Annotated in this window: 17 protein-coding genes; 6 read left to right on the top strand and 11 right to left on the bottom strand. The window is 56.4% G+C overall.

The window, feature by feature from the left end; all coding sequences use genetic code 11:
• Positions 1-46: 46 nt before the first annotated feature.
• Entirely contained in the window at positions 47-292 is a 246-nt protein-coding gene (locus PJU76_RS06835) for a hypothetical protein (protein ID WP_271778900.1), read from the bottom strand.
• A 353-nt stretch (positions 293-645) separates the two neighbouring features.
• Between PJU76_RS06835 and PJU76_RS06830 the strand changes: the two genes are divergently transcribed.
• From PJU76_RS06830 to PJU76_RS06820, 3 genes are all read left to right on the top strand, one after another.
• Positions 646-1266, top strand: a complete 621-nt coding sequence (locus PJU76_RS06830; protein WP_271778899.1) for a thioredoxin fold domain-containing protein — start codon at positions 646-648, stop codon at positions 1264-1266.
• 118 nt (positions 1267-1384) lie between these two features.
• The gene (locus tag PJU76_RS06825) at positions 1385-2101 is read left to right on the top strand and encodes a VIT1/CCC1 transporter family protein (RefSeq protein ID WP_271778898.1); all 717 of its coding nucleotides are present in this window, start codon (positions 1385-1387) and stop codon (positions 2099-2101) included.
• A 123-nt stretch (positions 2102-2224) separates the two neighbouring features.
• Complete coding sequence (locus PJU76_RS06820; RefSeq protein ID WP_271778897.1) at positions 2225-3346, top strand: fatty acid desaturase; 1122 nt, start codon at positions 2225-2227, stop codon at positions 3344-3346.
• A gap of 18 nt (positions 3347-3364) precedes the next feature.
• On the opposite strand, the gene PJU76_RS06815 is transcribed toward PJU76_RS06820, so the two are convergent.
• The 3 genes from PJU76_RS06815 to rfaD are packed head-to-tail and all read right to left on the bottom strand — an operon-like array spanning position 3365 to position 5768.
• The gene (locus PJU76_RS06815; protein ID WP_271778896.1) at positions 3365-3760 is read right to left on the bottom strand and encodes a hypothetical protein; all 396 of its coding nucleotides are present in this window, start codon (positions 3758-3760) and stop codon (positions 3365-3367) included.
• A gap of 17 nt (positions 3761-3777) precedes the next feature.
• Entirely contained in the window at positions 3778-4779 is a 1002-nt protein-coding gene (locus tag PJU76_RS06810) for an NAD-dependent epimerase (RefSeq protein ID WP_271780999.1), read from the bottom strand.
• Entirely contained in the window at positions 4779-5768 is a 990-nt protein-coding gene (gene rfaD / locus PJU76_RS06805; RefSeq protein WP_271778895.1) for an ADP-glyceromanno-heptose 6-epimerase, read from the bottom strand. Before rfaD ends, PJU76_RS06810 begins: the two co-directional genes overlap by 1 nt.
• A gap of 158 nt (positions 5769-5926) precedes the next feature.
• On the opposite strand from rfaD, the gene PJU76_RS06800 reads away from it, so the two are divergent.
• The 3 genes from PJU76_RS06800 (at position 5927) to PJU76_RS06790 (ending at position 11282) form a co-directional block, all read left to right on the top strand.
• Entirely contained in the window at positions 5927-7912 is a 1986-nt protein-coding gene (locus PJU76_RS06800) for a monovalent cation:proton antiporter family protein (protein ID WP_271778894.1), read from the top strand.
• A 96-nt stretch (positions 7913-8008) separates the two neighbouring features.
• Positions 8009-9976: an acetate--CoA ligase gene (gene acs, locus PJU76_RS06795; protein WP_271778893.1), complete on the top strand. Its 1968-nt coding sequence runs from the start codon at positions 8009-8011 to the stop codon at positions 9974-9976.
• A gap of 121 nt (positions 9977-10097) precedes the next feature.
• Entirely contained in the window at positions 10098-11282 is a 1185-nt protein-coding gene (locus PJU76_RS06790; protein WP_271778892.1) for a glycosyltransferase, read from the top strand.
• 7 nt (positions 11283-11289) lie between these two features.
• Here the strand turns inward: PJU76_RS06790 and clpB are convergent, their stop codons facing one another.
• The 7 genes from clpB to xseB are packed head-to-tail and all read right to left on the bottom strand — an operon-like array spanning position 11290 to position 20066.
• A complete protein-coding gene (gene clpB / locus PJU76_RS06785) occupies positions 11290-13890 on the bottom strand; it encodes an ATP-dependent chaperone ClpB (RefSeq protein WP_271778891.1) in 2601 nt (866 codons plus the stop codon).
• Positions 13891-13930: 40 nt separating this feature from the next.
• A complete protein-coding gene (locus PJU76_RS06780; RefSeq protein WP_271778890.1) occupies positions 13931-15094 on the bottom strand; it encodes an MFS transporter in 1164 nt (387 codons plus the stop codon).
• A gap of 3 nt (positions 15095-15097) precedes the next feature.
• Positions 15098-16189, bottom strand: coding sequence for a chorismate synthase (aroC, locus tag PJU76_RS06775; protein ID WP_271778889.1), 1092 nt, complete (start codon positions 16187-16189; stop codon positions 15098-15100).
• A gap of 3 nt (positions 16190-16192) precedes the next feature.
• Positions 16193-17026, bottom strand: a complete 834-nt coding sequence (gene folE2, locus PJU76_RS06770; protein ID WP_271778888.1) for a GTP cyclohydrolase FolE2 — start codon at positions 17024-17026, stop codon at positions 16193-16195.
• A gap of 3 nt (positions 17027-17029) precedes the next feature.
• Positions 17030-18904: a 1-deoxy-D-xylulose-5-phosphate synthase gene (gene dxs / locus PJU76_RS06765; protein ID WP_271778887.1), complete on the bottom strand. Its 1875-nt coding sequence runs from the start codon at positions 18902-18904 to the stop codon at positions 17030-17032.
• A complete protein-coding gene (locus PJU76_RS06760) occupies positions 18901-19821 on the bottom strand; it encodes a farnesyl diphosphate synthase (protein WP_271778886.1) in 921 nt (306 codons plus the stop codon). The genes dxs and PJU76_RS06760 overlap by 4 nt, the downstream gene beginning before the upstream one ends.
• Complete coding sequence (gene xseB, locus PJU76_RS06755) at positions 19818-20066, bottom strand: exodeoxyribonuclease VII small subunit (protein WP_271778885.1); 249 nt, start codon at positions 20064-20066, stop codon at positions 19818-19820. Before xseB ends, PJU76_RS06760 begins: the two co-directional genes overlap by 4 nt.
• Positions 20067-20152: the final 86 nt, after the last annotated feature.

Genomic DNA, 20152 nt, shown 5'->3' with positions numbered 1-20152 from the left:
CTTTGGACTGCTGGGGGATTCGTCGGTAGAAACAACGAGAAGCCAGTTACATGGGCATCTTCTTATGGTTCATCATATATGCCTTGCCGCATTTGCCATCATGGGCCTTGATCATTGCGGCACTCACGCAATGCCCTTCACTTTTGGCAGAGACAGGCATGGCCGCCGGTTGCGCAGTCATCAATATCTGTGGCGCTGCCGCATCCTCTGCTATAGCGGTTAAAGGTAAGGCACCGAGAGTGACGGCGAATGCGGAACTGAGCGTGACAGACCAAACAAAATTCTGCTTCATGACTAACTCCTTATAGGGTTTGCGGTTCAGGAATAATGGACTGCGTTGCCGATGCATTATTAACATCGCCTACTGGCAGTTCAGGCTACCATAAATGAGGAATGCAATATAGTAAAGTCATATATCTGACATGGCAAATTGAATGGCATGCGAATCCATGCTAATAGCATAATTTTTAATGGTAATATATATGACAGTTTATAATTTAAATCCAATAACATGTTTTTATATGAATAAGCGCATAGGGCAATTTTACCGTTGTTCATTAAAAATATGGAGAAGCTCCCTCAGTCTAATGCTATACTGCCCAGCCTCGGAATACGGTCTTGCTCTCCCTCCAAGGAATCTGTTACATGCAAATTTCATTCAAGTCGGTTTTGATTAACACGCTGACACTGGCTTCCACAATGGCGTCCGGTTTGACCTGGGCGGGTGCCGTCGTCGCCCCTCCCGTGCATCTCACCTATCCCAAGAAAATGACCGCGCAGTTCGTCTGGAATCAGGTCCTTGCACGGCAGGCCACCTATATCCAGGATGGGGACAAGGGGCCAATCATTTACGATTTCCAGGATCCCAACTGTCCTTATTGCCACGTCCTCTATAAAGCGGAGGCACCGTTGATTCGCGCCGGTCTGTTGACTGTGCGCTACGTGCCGGTGGCCTTTATCTCGCCCAACAGCCTGCCGGAAGCCGCTGCTTGGCTGCAGGCGTCGCAACCAATGCAGGCTTTGCAGCATTTCGAGAACATCATTGGGCCGAGTTTCCGAAATGGCGGCACGAAAGACCTGCCGAAAGCCTCGCCGACCGAAGATACTCGGGCCGATCTGCGAGAGAACATGAAACTACTGGGCTCGCTCGGCTTTCAGGGGACGCCGGCAATCATTTTCCGCGCGAAGTCTGGTCAGTTGGGCCGTATCCCAGGGGCTATTTCCGAAGCTCAACTCAAACGGCTTTTACCGAAGCTCGCCCCCTGATCGGGTTGACGTAACATGGACTCGGATGAATGCCCAAATCTGTAAGGGCCTCTGGTACAATAGCCCGGACAAAAAAGATTCAGCTGCGGAAGACTAGACAGGAGGGAGGATGCAAAAAATGGCACGAATCGTATCTCTTTCCAGGCACCATCAAGAAGACCATCGCCATAAGAACATCGGCTGGTTACGGGCCAGTGTGCTCGGTGCTAACGATGGCCTGCTTTCCACAGCGAGCCTGCTTACTGGTGTGGCGGCCGGGCGAGCGAACCATGAACAAATTTTACTTGCTGGTGCCGCAGCGCTGGTCGCTGGGGCCTTTGCCATGGCGGCTGGTGAATATGTATCCGTGAGTTCACAGGCCGATACCCAGCGGGCCGATCTTGAGATTGAAAGACGGGAACTGAAGAAGAGTCCCGATAAAGAACTTCTTGAGCTCCGCGATATTTATATGGCGCGCGGCCTTGACGAAGCACTGGCCCAGCAAGTCGCTGCGCAGCTTATGCAACGTGACGCCCTCGCCGCGCATGCGCGCGATGAACTAGGCCTGACGGAAATGGCCACGGCTCGGCCTGGCGAAGCTGCTTTAGCCTCAGCCGCATCTTTTGTATGTGGCGCCTTATTCCCGGTGCTGATCGCCGCTTTCGTGCTTCACAGCGAGGTGCTACCAGCCCTGTATACGACCACCATTCTGTTGCTGGTGATCCTTGGTGCGGTTGCTGCCAAGGCTGGGGGTGCATCCATGATAAAGGGCGCTCTCCGCGTTCTCTTCTGGGGAGCCCTCTCAATGGTCAGCACCACGCTGATCGGCTACCTGCTTGGACATGCAGTAATCTAACGAGTCTGACAATCTGTTTAGAATGCTTTTACCCCGTGCCTTGTCTTGCTTTTCAATTGCATAATAGGACACGTTGGTATATTGTACGGCATGAAATGGACTTGCTAGGGAGCACGTTTTGTCATGCCACTTACTTCCTCCGGTGCTGACTATAAGGCATTACACCCCATCAAGCTGCAAACCATCCGCGAGGCTATCCGACCGGAGCGTTATCAGCGTTCGGCAGCTATTGCCGTAGCTTGGTATGGTTTCGATGCGCTTCTTTATCTGTCCGCTATTGCGGGTGCGTTGCTCGTCGAAGCCTGGTGGCTTAAGTTGTTGTTCGGGCTCCTTGCCGGGTCGGCAGTCGCTTTTATGTTCGTCTGGGCGCACGATGCGGCGCACGGCGCCCTTTTCCAGAGCAAACGCACTGCCGAAATCATGGGCACAATCTTCATGCTGCCCTCGTTGAACATGTATCGCCTTTGGGCCTTCGGGCACAACCGCGTCCATCATGGCTTTACCAGCCTGACCACTGTCGACTGGATATGGCGTCCATGGACACCCCAAGAATATCGAAGCAAGACGGTTTGGCAGAAAATGATCTACCGCTTGGAACGCAGTCCTTACACCTGCGCCCTGCACTATCTGTTGCGGATCTGGTGGCCGGGCATGGTGCGTTTCAAAGCGGATGCCAAAAGCAAGGATCGGCAGGTATTTTTCTATAGCAAAATAGTGACGTTGGTGTTTTTTCTCAGCTTTTCCGCGCTGGCGTATTGGGCGGCAGGCATGATGGGCGTCATTGCGGCGGTAATCCTGCCCTTTCTGTTGTTCAACTACTACATCGCCTTATTTGTCTTTCTCCATCACACGCATCCTAAAGTACCCTTCTTCGCAGAGAAAGAGGAGTGGAGCCAGAGCGTTGGCCAACTGTATTGCAGCACTATTGTGCGTTGCTCAAAGATCAGCGAGTACCTGATCCACAATATTTTGCTCCACACGCCGCACCACGTGGACCCCCGGATCCCTTTCTACCATCTGAAGGGGGCCTACGAAGATTTGCGCGCGGAATACGGCCAGTATATTCATGAAACGCGCTTCAGCTTTTTTGAGGTTCGACGTATATTCAAAGAGTGTAAGCTATATGATTATGAGGGGAAATGCTGGATGAGCTTCCGCTCCGGTCGTAGTTGGATTGAGGAAAAGGCCGCTGACATCGCCGCATCCGCCGCCTCGTCCGTGTATCCAGGCAAAACGGCGCACTGAGTAAGTTAAGTTAATGTGTCAGTCTTCTGAGAGATCCGGGTGCCGGTTTCTCTGTGCGGGAGAGGGCGTGTTGAGCGCCCGAAGGTGCAAAATCTTCAGAAGTCGCTCGACCAGTGGATACAAAAGAACGGCGGAAACAGCTAGATAGACAATACCAGAGTAAAGTGCATAAACACTGGCAAACAATTTGGCGACTGTGCCGTGCAAGCCAGAAACTGGCCCCATGCCACTAAGAATCATGCTGGCATTCAGCAGGCTGTCGATCCAGTCGATATGCGCCAGAAAATGATAACCCAACACGCCCATGCCGAGGGAAAGCAGCATGAAACCCAGGCCTGCCCCCGTGTAACGCAACTGGCGCCATAGGAATTCCGTGCGGCTGCGAAGGGTTAACGGTTGATGAGTACGCATCATAATTCAGAAAGTTTCCCTCAGCCGTAATACTGGCGGTACCAAGTCACAAAGTGTTGCAGTCCCTTGTGCAAGGAGGTGTCTGGGGCAAAATCTATGCTTTGCTGTAATGGTGAAACGTCGGCATAGGTAGCCACCACATCGCCATCCTGCATGGGGAACCATTCAATCTGTGCGGATTTACCGAGGCATCCCTCCAGAGTATGGATGAAGTCCGTGAGTGCAATGGGCGTGTGGTTGCCAATGTTGTGGATGCAGAATGGTGCCGCACTGCTTGCCGGGTCTTCCGGCCAGATATTTTGCGCTTCCGGTGCATGTGGAATGAGGCGCGTCACCCCTTCGATGATGTCATCAATATAGGTGAAGTCGCGCCGCATTTGGCCGTGGTTGAATACGGGGATGGGTTGGCCGGCCAGAATCTTCTGCGTGAAGCTGAAATACGCCATATCGGGACGCCCCCAAGGCCCGTAGACGGTAAAAAACCGCAATCCCGTACTGGGGATGCCATACAGGTGGGCGTAGCTGTGTGCCACGAGCTCGCCGGCCCGCTTGGTGGCCGCATAAAGGCTGAGCGGATGATCCACCGGATCATGGACGCTGTAAGGCAGGCGATTGTTGGCACCGTATACAGAGCTAGAGGAAGCGAAGAGCAGGTGGCTTACTCCCTGCGCACGGCAGCCCTCCAGCACGTTCAAAAAGCCCACGACATTGCTGTCCACATAGCTATGCGGCGCTTTCAGGGAATGCCGCACCCCCGCCTGGGCAGCCAGATTGATGACGACGTCAAAGTGTGGGCCCGCAAAGAGCGTCTGCATAGCCTCGCGATTGGCCAGATCCAGAGGCTGAAACTGAAAAGCGGGATGCCCCTCCAGTTGCGCCAGGCGATCCCTTTTCAAACTGGGATCATAGTAGTCGTTGAGATTGTCTATGCCGCTGACAATCCAGCCATCCGCGAGTAAGCGACGGGCCATATGAAAACCGATGAATCCCGCAGCACCGGTAACCAGTACCCGCCCGTCCATCAAGCCAGCCGCTCCGCCAGCCATCGTACGTAGCGATCCACCCCCTGCTCCACCGTCAGGAAAGGTTTGGCATATCCCGCGCTACGCAACTTACCCACTTCCGCTTGGGTGAAACTCTGATATTTACCGTTCAGTGCCTCGGGCATATTGACGTAGCGAATGGTCTGCGCTTTCTGCAGTGCAGACAGGCTTTGTGCCGGGTGGTCTGCGCGGCGTTCCAGACTATTGATCACGGCGATCGCCACTTCGTTGAAACTCTGCGCCTGCCCGGTACCCACATTGTAGATTCCGCTGTGCGGGTGATCCAAAAAGTGCATATTGACGGCAACCACATCGTCTATGTGAATGAAATCACGCCGCTGCTCGCCATCGGCATAGCCATCCGTACCCGCAAACAAGCGAACATGATTATCCAGCCGATATTGGTTGAAAAAATGCAGCGCTACTGAGGCCATGCGATTTTTGTGGAATTCGCGTGGGCCGTAGACGTTGAAATAGCGAAAGCCATGCACCGGGGCCCGCAAGTCTGCCCACATCCGTCGGAGATACTGGTCGAACTGGAATTTGCTGAATCCGTAGATGTTGAGCGGGGATTCCGCGGCACGCTCCTCGACGAAGGTGCCGGTCATACCATAGACAGAGGCGCTGGAGGCGTAGAGAAAGGGAACATTATGACGCTGACACCAATGCAGCAAAATTTTGCTGAAGGCGAAGTTGTTTTCCATGACGTAACGGCCGTCGGTGGCCATGGTGTCGGAGCAGGCCCCTTCGTGAAAAATAGCCTCAATGCCCTTCAGGTGTCCATTTTCTACCTGGCGGAGAAAAGTTTCCGCCTCCATGTAATCGGTAAGTTCCAGATCGGTGAGATTAAGAAACTTGTCGGCGCGGGTCAGGTGGTCCACGACGAGGATATCTGTAATGCCCCGCTGATTGAGGGCTTGCACGAGATTGGCACCAATAAAACCGGCACCGCCAGTAACGATGTACATGCGTGATCCTCCTTTTCCCGCTATCATAGCAGAAAGCCGACGTCTTCCTATAAGGCGCCATAGCTCTGCCCTTTTGTCCGGGCTCAGACCTTTACTATTTCCTGCCGCAAACAATAAATGGCGCTCCAGAGAGGGTGTCGCCATATCCGAGGAGGAACATGCAAGACCACGGTCTGTTGACGATTATCCTGCTCCTGGCTACCGGGGTGCTGCTGGTCGGTTTTCTGCGCTACCTGCGTCTACCGGCGGTGTTTGCTTATCTGCTGACCGGCATCATTCTCGGCCCACATGCCCTGGCTGTAGTGCCGGATCTTGCCAGTACCCGACAACTCGCCGCTTTCGGTGTGGTTTTCCTGATGTTTAGCATCGGGCTGGAGTTCAGTCTGGCGCAGTTTTTGAGCATGCGTCGCCTGGTCTTCGGAATGGGGCTGGCGCAGGTGGTCTTGACCAGTCTGATTTTCGTCGGCATCGCTTTGCTCATCCCACTTTCCTGGAAGACCGGCGTAATCCTCGGGGGAATTCTGGCCATGTCGTCCACCGCCATGGTCGTGCGCGCGCTGGCCGAAAAAATGGAAATCCAGACCCGGCACGGACGTATCGCGGTGAGCGTGCTGCTTTTTCAGGACCTGGCTGTAGTGCCGCTACTGATTCTGATCCCTGCCCTTGCTGGTTCGACCACTAATCTGCCCCATGATTTGGCTATGGCCGGACTCAAGGCGATGCTGGTGCTGTTGGTTTTGTTGGTGATCGGGCGGCCGGTGATGCGGCCCTGGTTTCAGTTTGTGGCCAACCGTAAGTCCACGGAACTATTTATGCTCAATGTGTTATTGGTGACCTTGGGTTTGGCATGGATCACCGAACAGGCGGGATTATCGCTGGCTTTGGGGGCCTTTGTGGCGGGGATGCTGATTTCCGAGACGGCCTACCGTTATCAGGTGGAAGCGGACATCGCGCCTTTCCGCGACATTTTGTTGGGGCTCTTTTTCGTCACCATCGGTATGCTCGTGGATCTCCCCGCGTGGTGGGCGAATCTGGCCTGGGTTTTAACCGTGCTGGCCATGCTTCTGCTGTTGAAGGGTGCGCTGGTCTGGGGGCTGGCCCGTCTTTTCGGCTACGAGCCGGGTGTGGCATTGCGCTCAGCCATTGTGCTGGCGCAGGCAGGAGAGTTTGGCTTTGTGCTACTGGCGTTAGCCAATCAGTACCAACTGTTGCCCGCCCACGTGCTGCAACCGGTCCTCGGCGGTATGCTCGTGTCGATGATGCTGGCGCCCATCCTGGTGGAGCGCAATGGCTGGTTGGCGCGCCAATTGGTGGGCAGCTATCGCGGCCACCGCGATCAGCAACTGGCTGACATCCGCTCGGCAAATTTGCAGGCCCATGTCGTGCTCTGTGGCTACGGCCGGGTGGGGCAAAGTGTGGGGCGGGTCTTGGAAGAGGAAGGTATTCCTTTTGTGGCCCTTGATCTGGACCCGGTACGCGTACGCCAGGCGCAGTCTGCGGGTGAGTCGATCTTTTATGGGGATGCCAGTCGCCGCGATGTGTTGCAAGCGGCAGGGATTTTTTCGGCTCGGGCTGTAGTGATCACCTATGCGAATGTTACGTCGAGCCAACGCGTTTTATCCATTATTAAGGAGTTGCGCCCCGATCTGCCGGTAGTCGTCCGTGCCCATGACGACAGTCAACTGGAGAAGTTGGAGGCCGCCGGAGCCGATGAAGTGGTGCCGGAAGTGACCGAGGGTGCGCTGATGCTGGCCTCGCAGGCCTTGTTGCTGATGGGCTTCCCGATCAGTACGGTACTACGTCGGGTGCGGCGCTTCCGGCAGGAGCGTTACCAGTTTTTTCGAGGGGCCTTCTGGGGGAGTTCGGAGCCGGGCGAAGATCAGGATTCGGCGCGGCTGGCGTCTATCGCTCTGGGCGAAACGGCTTTTGCCATCCACCTCAGTCTGCGCGAACTGAATCTGACCAGTTTCGGGGTGGCGGTCGTAGCGGTGCGCCGTCATGGGATTCGCGGGCGCGAACCTTCTCCTGATACGGTACTCAAGCCCGGGGATGTGCTGGTGTTGTTCGGGACACCTGCGGCGCTCACCAAAGCTGAGACCTATGTGTTGGAAGGCAATATGGTACAGGAAGCGGCAACAGCGTGAGCCACTGGTCACCATACGGGTGGCCACAAAGTTTGTGCAGTGCTATGGTTTGAGAACTGCCTGTTCATTCATGATGACACCTTCGCCGAGTAATCCATGCCACCATCCATTGACTCTACCTTAGCCGAAACCCGCTCCTTTGCCGTCTCTGCTGATTTTGCCCGGCAGGCCAATATGAATGCGGAAACCTTTGCTCGTTTGAATCGTCAGGCGACCGAAGATCCTCATCGCTTCTGGGGAGATTTGGCGCGCGAATATCTAGACTGGGATCTTCCGTTTCAACAGGTGCTGGAGACCGATCATGCCCCTTTCTATCGCTGGTTCAGCGATGGTCAGCTCAATGTGGCGCACAACTGCGTGGATCGCCACCTGCAAGGTGCAACCCGGCACAAGGCGGCCTTGATTTGGGAGGGCGAGGATGGCAGCGTCAAAACCTTGACCTACGCGCAGTTACACCGCGAAATGTGCCTTTTTGCCAACGCTCTCAAACATCAGGGGGTACAAAAGGGGGATCGGGTCGCGATCTACATGCCCATGGTGCCAGAGGCGGTCATCGCCATGCTCGCCTGTGCACGGATCGGGGCGATCCACACGGTGGTGTTTAGCGGGTTCTCAGCGGAAGCCCTCAAGGACCGTCTGGAGGATACGGATGCCAAGATACTGATCACCGCCGACGGCGCCTGGCGTGCGGGCAAGCTTGTGCCACTCAAACGCCACGCGGATCAGGCTCTGCTGCGGGAGCGTGAACATTCCGTGCAGCGGGTTATTGTCCTACGTCGTACCGGTGCCGAAATCGATATGCAGGAAGGTCGCGATGTCTGGTGGGAGGATGTCATCATCGGTATGAGTGCCGATTGCCCTGCCTTACCTATGCAAGCGGAGGACCCGCTTTTCATTCTGTATACTTCGGGCAGTACCGGTAGACCTAAAGGGGTTTTCCACAGTAGCGCAGGCTATTTGCTTTGGGCCATGCTCACCACTCGCTGGGTTTTCGATGTCAAACCCGCTGATGTCTACTGGTGTACCGCCGATATCGGCTGGATCACCGGCCATAGCTACGTGGTCTATGGTCCGCTGGCGAACGGAGCCACCGTCTTCCTTTATGAAGGGGCACCCATGTATCCGCAGCCGGACCGGTTCTGGGAAATGATTGCGCGGCATGGCATCAGCATTTTCTACACGGCACCGACAGCAGTGCGCGCCTTCATGAAAATGGGCGACGAATGGCCGCAGCGCCATGATCTTTCCAGCCTGCGACTCATGGGTTCGGTGGGCGAACCCATGAATCCGGAGGCCTGGATGTGGTACCACGAACAGATCGGTGGCGGGCGCTGCCCGATAGCCGATACCTGGTGGCAGACAGAAACGGGGGGGCACATGATCGCGCCATTGCCCGGTGTGGCGGTCAACAAGCCAGGCTCTTGCGCCCTTCCCCTCCCCGGTATCAGCGCGCGCATTGTCAACGATCATGGCGACCCCATCACCGCTCCTGATGCCGGTGGCTACCTGATCATCGATCGACCCTGGCCAGGCATGTTGCGGGGCGTCTGGGGTAATCCAGAGCGTTATGTAGAGAGCTACTGGGCCAAGTTTGGTAATCGCTACTATATTGCCGGGGACAGCGCGCGCTGCGATGCCGACGGCTATTTCTGGGTGATGGGACGCATTGATGACGTGCTCAATGTCTCCGGGCATCGTTTGGGCACAGCGGAGGTGGAATCGGCGCTGGTGGCACATCCTGCGGTCGCGGAAGCGGCAGTGGTTGGCATTCCTCATGAAATCAAGGGTGAGGCCATTTGTGCTTTTGTTATAGTGAAACATCAATATCAGGGCGCTGATCGTGATGAACTGGGTGCGGCGCTACGGGCGCAGGTGACCGAACTGATCGGGGCGATAGCCCGTCCTGACGACATTCGCTTCACTGACGCCTTGCCGAAAACCCGTTCCGGTAAAATTATGCGCCGTCTGCTACGTTCTCTTGCTCGCGGCGAAGATATCACCCAGGATACCAGCACATTGGAAGATGAGGGCACCTTGCAGCACCTGACCACCGTTAAAAAATAAGGGCTCCTACGCCGCACCGCATATCACGGCGGCGTCATCAAATTGTCATCTTGCTCTGGCAGACTAAGGGGGATTCCGGCATGCGGGCTGGGAACCTCCTTTACATTGCCGGAGTCGTATCTTGCGCATTCTGATGATCACGGATACCTATTTTCCCCGAATCAGCGGGGTGGCCAGTTCTATCGAAAGCTTTCGTGCAGGATTGATTGGTCAGGGGCATGAAGTGGATATCCTGCTCCCTGCCTATGACGGTCGCAAAAAACATACGTCAGATAATAACGATGAGCGGGCGTTATGGCGTATACCTTCCTGGCGAATTCCCCTGTATCCCGAAGAGCGCTTCATGAAGTTTCGTGCCTTGCGCTCTGTGCACCGCAACCTGAGCCAGACCGCTTACGATCTGATCCATATTCAAACCCCATTTGTTGCCCATTATCACGGTGTGCGTCTGGCGCGCCGCTGGCGCATACCTGCTGTGCTCTCTTATCACACTTACTTTGAGGGCTATGTGGATTATTATTATCCAAAAATTCCCCGCAGCCTGCGCCGCGACTCAGTCCGGCGTTTATCGTGGCAGCAATGCCATGGAGTCGATGGCGTTGTCGTGCCGTCGCGCGCCATGGCGGAAATTCTCTGGAGTTACGGTATCAATCAACCCGTGCGGGTTATTCCGACGGGGGTGCGGCCCGAACATTTTTCGGGGGGCAAAGGCGCTGAATTTCGCAAGCGGCACCGTATTAGCGAGCAACGTCCCATCCTGCTTTATGCCGGCCGGATTGCACCAGAAAAAAATATTCCACTATTGTTCAATGCACTACCGCATATTCTGGAGCAAATGCCGGATGTATTATTGATGCTGGTCGGTGACGGCCCGGCGCGGTCAGTGTTGGAAACCCTCGCACAGTCACGAGGTCTAGCGGGTTCGATATGCTTTCTCGGTTATCTGGAGCGAAAAGAGGCCTTGAAAGACGCTTATGCAGCTGCTGACCTTTTCGTGTTTCCTTCTCGGACGGAAACGCAGGGAATGGTTTTGATTGAGGCGTTGGCGGCGGGATTGCCGGTGGTGGGTGTACCAGCGCTGGGCAGCGTGGACCTGCTTGGCTTAGGTAAGGGCACTCGCAGTGCCCGCAATGACCCCATGGATTTTGCTGGTCATTGTATTACCTTGCTGCGAGATGATGGCCAGCGAGCACAATTAGCAGCGGAAGCCCGCCAACTCGCCGCAGAATGGTCGGAAGGCCGGATGGCCCAGAACTTGTCACTGTTCTACGCCGAGATCATCGCTCGGGCTGCCCTTGTTTCGTAACCCAGACTCAGTGCGGGCGGCGCCCGGCAAAGGTAAAGCTGTCTCCTTCGAGAAGCACTTCAATGATCTCACCGGGTCCGAAATCACCTCGCAGCAGTTGCTGCGCGAGGGGGTTTTCGATTTCCCGCTGAATCACCCTTTTGAGGGGGCGCGCACCATAGGCGGGGTCATAGCCGACTTCGGCCAAACGATCCAGTGCGCCATCACTCAGTACCAGACCCATATCCCGTTCGCGCAGTCGTGCCCGCAGGAAACCCATTTGAATCTCAGTAATCTCGCGGAGCTGCACTGCGGTGAGTGGATGGAAGATGACCAACTCATCAATGCGATTGAGAAACTCCGGGCGGAAATGGTCTTGTACCACATCCATTACCGCAACGCGCATGCCGTCATAATCCCCCTTCCGACCGAATTCCTGAATCCGGTCGGAACCTAGGTTGGAGGTCATGACAATCACCGTGTTGCGAAAATCCACGGTGCGTCCCTGGCCATCGGTAAGGCGGCCATCATCGAGCACCTGCAGAAGGATATTGAAGACATCCGGGTGGGCCTTCTCCACTTCATCCAGCAAGATGACGGAATACGGTTTGCGTCGCACCGCTTCGGTAAGGTACCCACCTTCTTCGTAGCCCACATATCCGGGAGGCGCCCCGATGAGGCGTGCCACCGAATGTTTCTCCATGAACTCGCTCATGTCGATACGCACTAGATGCTCTTCACTGTCGAAAAGGAACTCGGCTAAGGCCTTGCTCAACTCCGTTTTACCAACACCCGTGGGGCCAAGGAAAAGGAAAGAACCATTGGGGCGCCTGGGATCTGACAACCCTGCCCGGGAGCGGCGAATGGCGTTGGATACCGCAGCGACGGCCTCGCTCTGGCCCACCACCCGCGTCTGTAAACGCTCCTCCATTTTCAAGAGTTTTTCCTTCTCGCCTTCCAGCATTTTAGAGACAGGGATACCGGTCCAGCGGGCAACCACTTCGGCAATTTCTTCTTCGCCGACCTCCGTGCGCAGCAGGGTGGGTTTAGCACCTGAGCCAGTAGATTCCGCATGGATTTCGGCATGGCGCAGTTGCGCTTCTAATGCCGGAATGGAGCTGTATTGCAGTTCCGCCATACGTTCTAAGTCGTTGGCACGGCGTGCCGTATCCAGTTCGACGCGCTTGCGATCCAGTTCTTTTTGGATTTGTGAAGTACCCTCAATCGCCAGCTTTTCGCCCTTCCAGACTTCTTCTAAATCCTGATATTTACGTTCCAACTCACTGATTTGATTTTGTAGAATACCAAGACGTTTGCGGCTGGCTTCATCCTTTTCCTTCTCCAGCGCTACCCGCTCAATATTCAACTGAATGATGCGGCGCTCCAGTTCATCCAGTTCCTGAGGTTTGGAATCGATCTCCATCTTAATGCGGGAGGCGGCTTCATCCATCAGATCTATGGCCTTGTCGGGCAGGTTACGGTCGGTGATATAGCGATGTGAAAGTTGCGCTGCGGCGACCAGTGCCGGATCGGTAATGCGTACGCCATGGTGGGCTTCATAGCGTTCTTTCAGGCCGCGCAAAATAGCGATGGTGTCTTCCACGCTGGGTTCGTCCACCAGCACGCGTTGGAAACGGCGCTCCAGCGCCGCATCCTTTTCGATGTATTTGCGGTACTCATCCAAGGTGGTGGCACCGATGCAATGCAATTCACCGCGCGCCAGCGCTGGCTTGAGCATGTTGCCAGCATCCATGGAGCCCTCAGCTTTTCCTGCCCCAACCAGCATATGAATCTCATCAATGAAAAGAATGATTTTACCTTCACTCTTCTCCAGGTCGTTGAGCAAGGACTTCAGGCGTTCCTCGAATTCGCCGCGGAACTTGGCACCCGCGATCAGTGCCCCTAAATCCAAACCCAACAGGCGTTTATCACGCAAGGATTCTGGCACTTCGCCATTGATCAAGCGCAGGGCCAGTCCTTCGACGATAGCCGTCTTGCCCACCCCTGGCTCGCCGATCAAGACCGGATTATTCTTGCTGCGGCGCAGCAAGACCTGAATGGTCCGGCGAATTTCGTCGTCACGGCCAATGACCGGGTCCAGTTTGCCTTGACTGGCCCGCTCCGTGTAATCAATGGTGTATTTCTCCAGCGCCTGACGTTGCTCTTCGGCATTAACGTCATTGATTTTTTCACCGCCGTGCAGGTCATGGACGGCCTGTTCCAGATCTTTGATGGTGGCGCCCGCCTCTTTCAGGAGGCGCCCAGCTTCACCCTTGTCATCCAGCAAGGCCAGTAGGAAGTGTTCGGTGGCGATGTACGTGTCACCGCGTTTTTGCCCTATCTTGTCGGCCAGGTTGAGCATATTGGTGAGATCGCGGCCTACTTGCACCTCTCCCGGATGCCCTTGTACCTTCGGCATGGACTCCAGCACGCGGTTCAACTGATTGCGCAGGGCATCGACCCGTACGCCGGCTTTCGACAGGAGTGGCCGGGCGATGCCACCTTCTTGATCAAGAAAAGCAATCAGCAGATGGACGGGGTCCATCTGCTGATGATCCTGGCCTAGAGCGAGACTCTGGGCATCCTGGAACGCCTGTTGAAATTTGGTGGTCAGTTTATCGGTACGCATGGAGTGACTCCCATAGATTGGCATTGCTCAGAAAATGGGATCATTCGGCCTCTTTTTCAAGAGTCGGTGCGGGTTGTAGTGCCCATATCAGGAAAAATGCACCTAAAAGTGCCAGCAGCGCCGCTGCGGAAAAAGTGCCTCGTCCACCCCAATGCGCCCAGGTCCAGCCAGCTCCGAGCGCTCCCAGACCTCCTCCCAAACCATAAACGATGCTCGCGTACAGAGCCATGCCGCGCCCGCGCAGAACACCGGGAAAGCGCTCCGACAACCAATGTACGGCCGCCAGGTGAAAGGCGCCATAGCTCGCCGCATGCAGGGTTTGCACCAGAATGACCCATATCAGCCCCGGCCACCAGGCGATCACCCCCCAGCGCATAGCGGTCAGAATAAAGGCGCCGGTGAATACCAGTGGCACGCCCCGGCGCCGGATAAAACGATCACCCCACCAGAAAAAGGCGACTTCGCAGAGCACTGCAAATCCCCACAGCATTCCGACAGCGGCACTCCCCAGACCGTGCTGTTCCGCATAAATAGAATAAAACGCGTAATAAGCGCCATGACTGGCCTGTTCCAGCAAACCCGCCAACAGGAAAAACCAGAGGCTCACATGGCGGAATGCACCGCTGAGGCGGGGACGTGGTGTATCGGTGGCGGGCAGCGTGCTATAGGGCAAATAGCGGCTAGCCCACCATGCACCCACCAGAAAAATGGCGATGCCAGGCAAAAACACGGTCAACCCCCAGCGGGCGATCAACCCGCCCATGCCCAGTGACAGGGCGATAAATCCGAGGGAGCCCCAGAGTCGAATGCGTCCATAGGCAGTGCCACGTCGTTGTGCCCAGTCCATGGTGGTGGCGTCCACCAAAGGCAGCGTCGCCGCCCAGAAGAAGGAGAAGGTCAGCGTAATAAGCAGCAGGGCCAGAAAGTTACCGTGGGCCAGCCACAAGGCAAGAAAACCCGCTGCGGTAATCAACGCCGCCCAGGGAACGATCCGCCGACTTCCCCAGAAGTGTGCCAGCCAGCCCCAGAGGTTGGGCGCCAGCACCTTGCTGAACTGCACCGCCGCAGTGAGGATTCCGATGGCCAGGGGATCCTGACCCTGGGCATGCAGCCACGGACCCCAATAGGGCATGAACGCCCCCAGCGCGCAAAAGTACAGGAAATAGAAGGTGGCGAGCCAGCCCCCTTCCCGGTCTGCCTGCATACCTTAGGCGGGAATGGGAGGCAGGGGTGCCTGCACGTCGGCGTTCTGGGCGCGGTGACGCATCCAGTGGTCCATGATCACCAGCGCCAGCATGGCCTCGACAATGGGAACCGCACGAATGCCGACGCAGGGATCATGGCGACCGGTGGTGATCACTTCGGCGGGTTGACCGTGTACATCGATGCTTTGCCGCGGAATACGAATACTGGAGGTCGGTTTGATGGCCACGGACAGCGTGAGATCCTGTCCGGAAGAAATGCCGCCCAAAACACCACCCGCATGATTACTTTGAAATCCCGCGGGGGTTATCGCGTCTCCATGATAGCTGCCCCGCTGCTCTACCACGGCGAAACCATCGCCCATGGCCACGGCCTTGGCCGCGTTGATGCTCATCATCGCCTTGGCGATGTCCGCTTCCAAACGATCAAATACCGGCTCACCGAGTCCGACCGGCATGCCGGTTACGCGCGCATCTATCCGCGCGCCGATGGAGTCTCCATCTTTGCGCAAGGCATCGAGAAAGTCGGCCATACGAAGCGCAGCCTGGGCATCAGGACAAAAGAAGTCATTGCGGGAGATTTCCGCCGCATCAAAAGTTTCGGCATGGAGGGGACCCATCTGTGCCATCCAAGCCTGTATGTTTACGCCGAGATGTTCGCGCAAAAACTTACGGGCGACGGCCCCGGCAGCGACCCTGGTCGCTGTTTCCCGTGCCGAGGAGCGACCGCCCCCCCTATAGTCCCGTCGACCGTATTTCTGCAGGTAAGTATAATCGGCATGGCCAGGGCGAAACAGGTCTTTGATTTTTCTATAATCCTGCGAACGCTGATCGGTATTGCGAATCAGCAGCCCGATGGGTGTGCCGGTGGTCAACCCCTCGAAGACACCGGAAAGTATCTCGATCTGGTCGGCTTCCTGACGCTGAGTGGTATGGCGTGACTGGCCGGGGCGGCGACGATCCAGCTCAATCTGGATATCGGCTTCGTTGAGCGACATGCCTGGCGGGCAGCCATCGACAATGCAGCCGATGGCCGGGCCATGACTCTCGCCAAAGGTGCTGACCCGGAAACACTCGCCGATACTGCTTCCGGCCATGAGTTATTTTTCCATTTCAATCATGGCATAAGCCGAGTGATTGTGAATCGACTCGAAGTTTTCAGAAGAAACCGAAAACCACTGTACGCGCGGGTCTTCCCGTAGTCGTAGTGCGACATCCCGCACCATATCTTCCACGAATTTGGGATGGTCATAAGCGTATTCCGTGACATATTTTTCATCGGGACGCTTCAGCACCCCGTAAAGCTGACAGGATGCCTCGGCTTCGATCAGGTCAATAATATCCTTAATCCAGATCGTTTCGCGGGCACGCACATGGACCCAGACATGCGCACGCTGGTTGTGGGCGCCGTATTCCGAAATGCTTTTAGAGCAAGGGCAAAGGCTGGTCACGGGCACCATGACACCTATGGTCAGGTGATAACCCGACGGGGTAATCTCGCCTATCAGTTCTACCTCGTAATCCAGCATGCTCCTGACGCCGGATACGGGGGCTGCTTTCTGCACAAAGAACGGTAAGCGCATCTCCAGCCGCGCTGAATCTGCCTCCAAACGCTGCCGCATCTGTTCTACCGCTGTGCCAAAGCTTTCCACGCTGAGGGGGCTCTCATGTGCGTTCAGGATCTCGATGAAGCGTGACATGTGTGTGCCTTTCAAGTGCGCAGGCAGGCTCACGTACATATTGCATTGGGCGACGGTGGGCTGCACCGTTCCGTCACGATCCTGAAACTGCATGGGATGGCGCACATCGCGGATACCCACCTGCTGGATGGCAATAGCCCGCGGGTCGGCACGACCTTGTACGTCTTCCAGGACTTCAACCGCGCAATCTCTCACCGCGGACCCCTCTTGGGAATAATAGACTGAATTGGTCATATACTACGCCCCGGACGGTGACCGGGCAAGCAACGCGAGCAATTCCCCACCGGATTTCTCGATCCCTGCAGCATCCAGACCCAGATCGGCAAGCCATTGGCCGGCATCGCCCTGTTCGATAAAGACGTCGGGCAAACCGAGCAAACGCAAGGGGCGCACGACGCCCTCGTTGAGCAGGAATTCCGCGACGGCACTACCGGCACCCCCCATGCGCGCGCCTTCCTCCACCGTCAGGAACGCCCGATGACTTTGCGCCAGACTGGTCAGTAATTCCGTGTCCAGGGGTTTGACGAAACGCATGTTGACGACGGTAGCGTCGAGCGCCGCACCGGCCACCATCGCTGCCGCGACCCGCGTACCGAAGGCGAGAATCGCCAGTTCCTTACCTTCCCGCAGAACCTCCGCCTTACCGATGGGGACTTGCCGTGACAAATCCTTGTTCAGCGCCAAGCCGCGACCGTTACCGCGCGGATAACGCACCAGCGCCGGGCCCTGATAGGCAAAGCCCGTGTTGAGCATGTCGCGCATTTCCTGCTCATCTTTGGGCGCCATAATAACCAGATTGGGAATGCAGCGGGCATAGGCCATGTCAAAAGCACCCTGATGAGTGGCGCCGTCGGCTCCCACCAATCCTGCGCGGTCAACGGCAAAAAGCACCGGCAGATTCTGGATGGCCACGTCATGCAGGAGTTGATCATAGGCTCGCTGCAGAAAGGTGGAGTAGATGGCGACCACCGGATGGATGCCGTCACAGGCCAGGCCCGCTGCAAAAGTTACCGCATGCTGCTCGGCAATACCCACATCAAAATAGCGATCGGGAAACAACTGCTCAAAACGCACCAGCCCGGAACCCTCCCGCATGGCCGGCGTGATAGCGACCAGATGCTTTTCTGCCGCGCCCTTATCACAGAGCCAATCGCCGAAAACCTGCGTGTAACTGACCGCGCCGGCGGGTTTCTTGGTCATTTTGCCATCCATCCGGTTAAACGGAGTCACTCCGTGATAGCCACAGGGATCCTGCTCGGCAGGACCATAGCCCTTACCTTTTTTGGTGATGATATGGAGTAAACGTGGCCCTCTGATTTTTTTGAGGTTTTCAAGAGTCTGGATCAACGCATCCAGATCGTGGCCATCTATGGGACCGAAATAATGAAATCCCATTTCCTCAAACAAGGTCCCCGGCGTCACCAGCCCCTTAACACCTTCTTCCGCCTTTTTTGCCAGTTCACGCAAGGGTGGTACAAAGCTCAGGGCCTGCCCCGCACCTTCCCGCACGGTGTTATAGAAGCGCCCAGAGAGGATGCGTGTCAGATACTGGGATACCGCCCCCACATTGGGTGAGATAGACATCTCATTATCATTGAGGATGACCAGCAAGTTGGCATCCAGGACGCCACCGTTATTCAAAGCCTCATAGGCGAGGCCCGCAGTCATGGCGCCATCGCCAATGATCGCCACCACTTCCCGCGATTTATGCCCCAGCTTGGCAGCTACGGCCATCCCCAAAGCAGCACTGATAGAGGTGCTGGAGTGACCGGCGCCAAAGCTGTCATAGGGGCTTTCGTCCCGCTTGAGGAAACCGGAGAGACCATCCTTGATGCGCAACCGGGGGAAGAGCGGGCCGCGCCCGGTCAGGATTTTGTGGGGGTATGCCTGATGGCCGACGTCCCAGATCAGGCGATCCTCTGGTGTGTTGAATACCGCGTGCAGTGCCACAGTCAGTTCCACCGCCCCCAGACAGGAGGAGAGATGTCCACCTGTCTGGCTGACCGTTTCCAGGAGAAACTGACGCACCATTTTGACCACGCTTTTTTGCTCGCTACGCGACATCTGTCGCAATTCGGCAGGCATGGGCATGTCCTTCAACAAGTCGTTCATTTATTGCGCTCTACAATGAGGCGCGCCAGGGCGCGGAGATGATCGGCCTCTGTCTGCCAGGACTGCAAAGCCTCCAAGGCCTCGTCGAGCAGGCGTCGAGCATAGTTTTGCGCCTCGACAAGGCCGAGCAAGGTAACAAAACTGGGCTTGTTACGGCTGCGATCCGCGCCTTGCCGCGCTTTTCCAGTCTGTTGCAAATCGCCAATCTCGTCGAGGATGTCATCCTGTACCTGAAAGGCGAGTCCGACGCGATCGGCGTAACGCAATAGTGCCGCGCCTCCTGGCTCCTTCTCAGCAATGCCCGCGGCGCAGAGCGCCAACTGTACGGCGCAGCGAATGAGCATGCCCGTCTTGTGCAGGTGCATCTGCTCTAGTGCAGGCAAAGCCAATTCATGACCAACGGCGGCCAGATCTATGGCCTGCCCGCCTACCATACCCCGCGAGCCAGAGGCCTGTGCAAGGGTTGCCAGCATCTGCACTTGCCATTCGGCAGTTACCCCCCAACCCGGCTCTGCCAGCACCAGAAAGGCTTGCGCCTGCAGGGCATCGCCCACGAGAATGGCGGTGGCCTCGTCATAGGCGCGATGACAGGTAGGCTGGCCACGGCGCAGATCATCATTATCCATGGCCGGGAGATCGTCATGTACCAGCGAATAGGCGTGAATCATTTCCAGCGCCGCCGCGGGACGGTCCAGATGTTCCAGTGGCACCCCCAGGCAGGCACCCGTCGCGTACACCAGTAAGGGACGGATACGTTTGCCACCACCCAGCGTACTGTAACGCATGGCGTCATGCAGACGCGCGGGCAGTATGTGTGCCGGAGGCAGCAGTGTTCCCAGAACGCTTTCGGTGCGCTGTACCGAAAGCTTCCGGAACTGCGCAAAAGTTTCGTTGTTCACAATGGCATCCAAGGTCATACGTCTTCTTCCTGAGTAAGCGGAGTGGGAACCGCGTCCTCTCCGAGTAATATTTCCACGGTCTGCCGGGCAGTTAGTAACTGCGTTTCAGCGTGCCGAGACAGCTCCATGCCGCGCTGGAAAAGGGCGACAGAGTCTTCCAGACCCAACTGCCCCTCTTCCAGGCGGCGAACGGTCTCTTCCAAGGCATCCAAGGTGCTTGCGAAGTCTGCGGGGGCTTCCACGGGGGATGATTCATTGTTCATGTGCTTTTCCATGTTCGTCAATTAAACACTAGGCCCAGTCCTCGGGGCAAGGGATAACGAAGATTCAGACTGGACGGTACGTTCGC

Origin of the sequence: Acidithiobacillus ferriphilus, assembly GCF_028215975.1 — a bacterium.
Classification (GTDB): domain Bacteria; phylum Pseudomonadota; class Gammaproteobacteria; order Acidithiobacillales; family Acidithiobacillaceae; genus Acidithiobacillus; species Acidithiobacillus ferriphilus.
This window is presented reverse-complemented; position numbering and strand designations above follow the sequence as displayed.

Coding starts and splice junctions, on each gene's coding strand:
- PJU76_RS06835 (WP_271778900.1), bottom strand. CDS start 292: ATGAAGCAGAATTTTGTTTGGTCTGTCACGCTCAGTTCCGCATTCGCC.
- PJU76_RS06830 (WP_271778899.1), top strand. CDS start 646: ATGCAAATTTCATTCAAGTCGGTTTTGATTAACACGCTGACACTGGCT.
- PJU76_RS06825 (WP_271778898.1), top strand. CDS start 1,385: ATGGCACGAATCGTATCTCTTTCCAGGCACCATCAAGAAGACCATCGC.
- PJU76_RS06820 (WP_271778897.1), top strand. CDS start 2,225: ATGCCACTTACTTCCTCCGGTGCTGACTATAAGGCATTACACCCCATC.
- PJU76_RS06815 (WP_271778896.1), bottom strand. CDS start 3,760: ATGATGCGTACTCATCAACCGTTAACCCTTCGCAGCCGCACGGAATTC.
- PJU76_RS06810 (WP_271780999.1), bottom strand. CDS start 4,779: ATGGACGGGCGGGTACTGGTTACCGGTGCTGCGGGATTCATCGGTTTT.
- rfaD (WP_271778895.1), bottom strand. CDS start 5,768: ATGTACATCGTTACTGGCGGTGCCGGTTTTATTGGTGCCAATCTCGTG.
- PJU76_RS06800 (WP_271778894.1), top strand. CDS start 5,927: ATGCAAGACCACGGTCTGTTGACGATTATCCTGCTCCTGGCTACCGGG.
- acs (WP_271778893.1), top strand. CDS start 8,009: ATGCCACCATCCATTGACTCTACCTTAGCCGAAACCCGCTCCTTTGCC.
- clpB (WP_271778891.1), bottom strand. CDS start 13,890: ATGCGTACCGATAAACTGACCACCAAATTTCAACAGGCGTTCCAGGAT.
- PJU76_RS06780 (WP_271778890.1), bottom strand. CDS start 15,094: ATGCAGGCAGACCGGGAAGGGGGCTGGCTCGCCACCTTCTATTTCCTG.
- aroC (WP_271778889.1), bottom strand. CDS start 16,189: ATGGCCGGAAGCAGTATCGGCGAGTGTTTCCGGGTCAGCACCTTTGGC.
- folE2 (WP_271778888.1), bottom strand. CDS start 17,026: ATGACCAATTCAGTCTATTATTCCCAAGAGGGGTCCGCGGTGAGAGAT.
- dxs (WP_271778887.1), bottom strand. CDS start 18,904: ATGAACGACTTGTTGAAGGACATGCCCATGCCTGCCGAATTGCGACAG.
- PJU76_RS06760 (WP_271778886.1), bottom strand. CDS start 19,821: ATGACCTTGGATGCCATTGTGAACAACGAAACTTTTGCGCAGTTCCGG.
- xseB (WP_271778885.1), bottom strand. CDS start 20,066: ATGAACAATGAATCATCCCCCGTGGAAGCCCCCGCAGACTTCGCAAGC.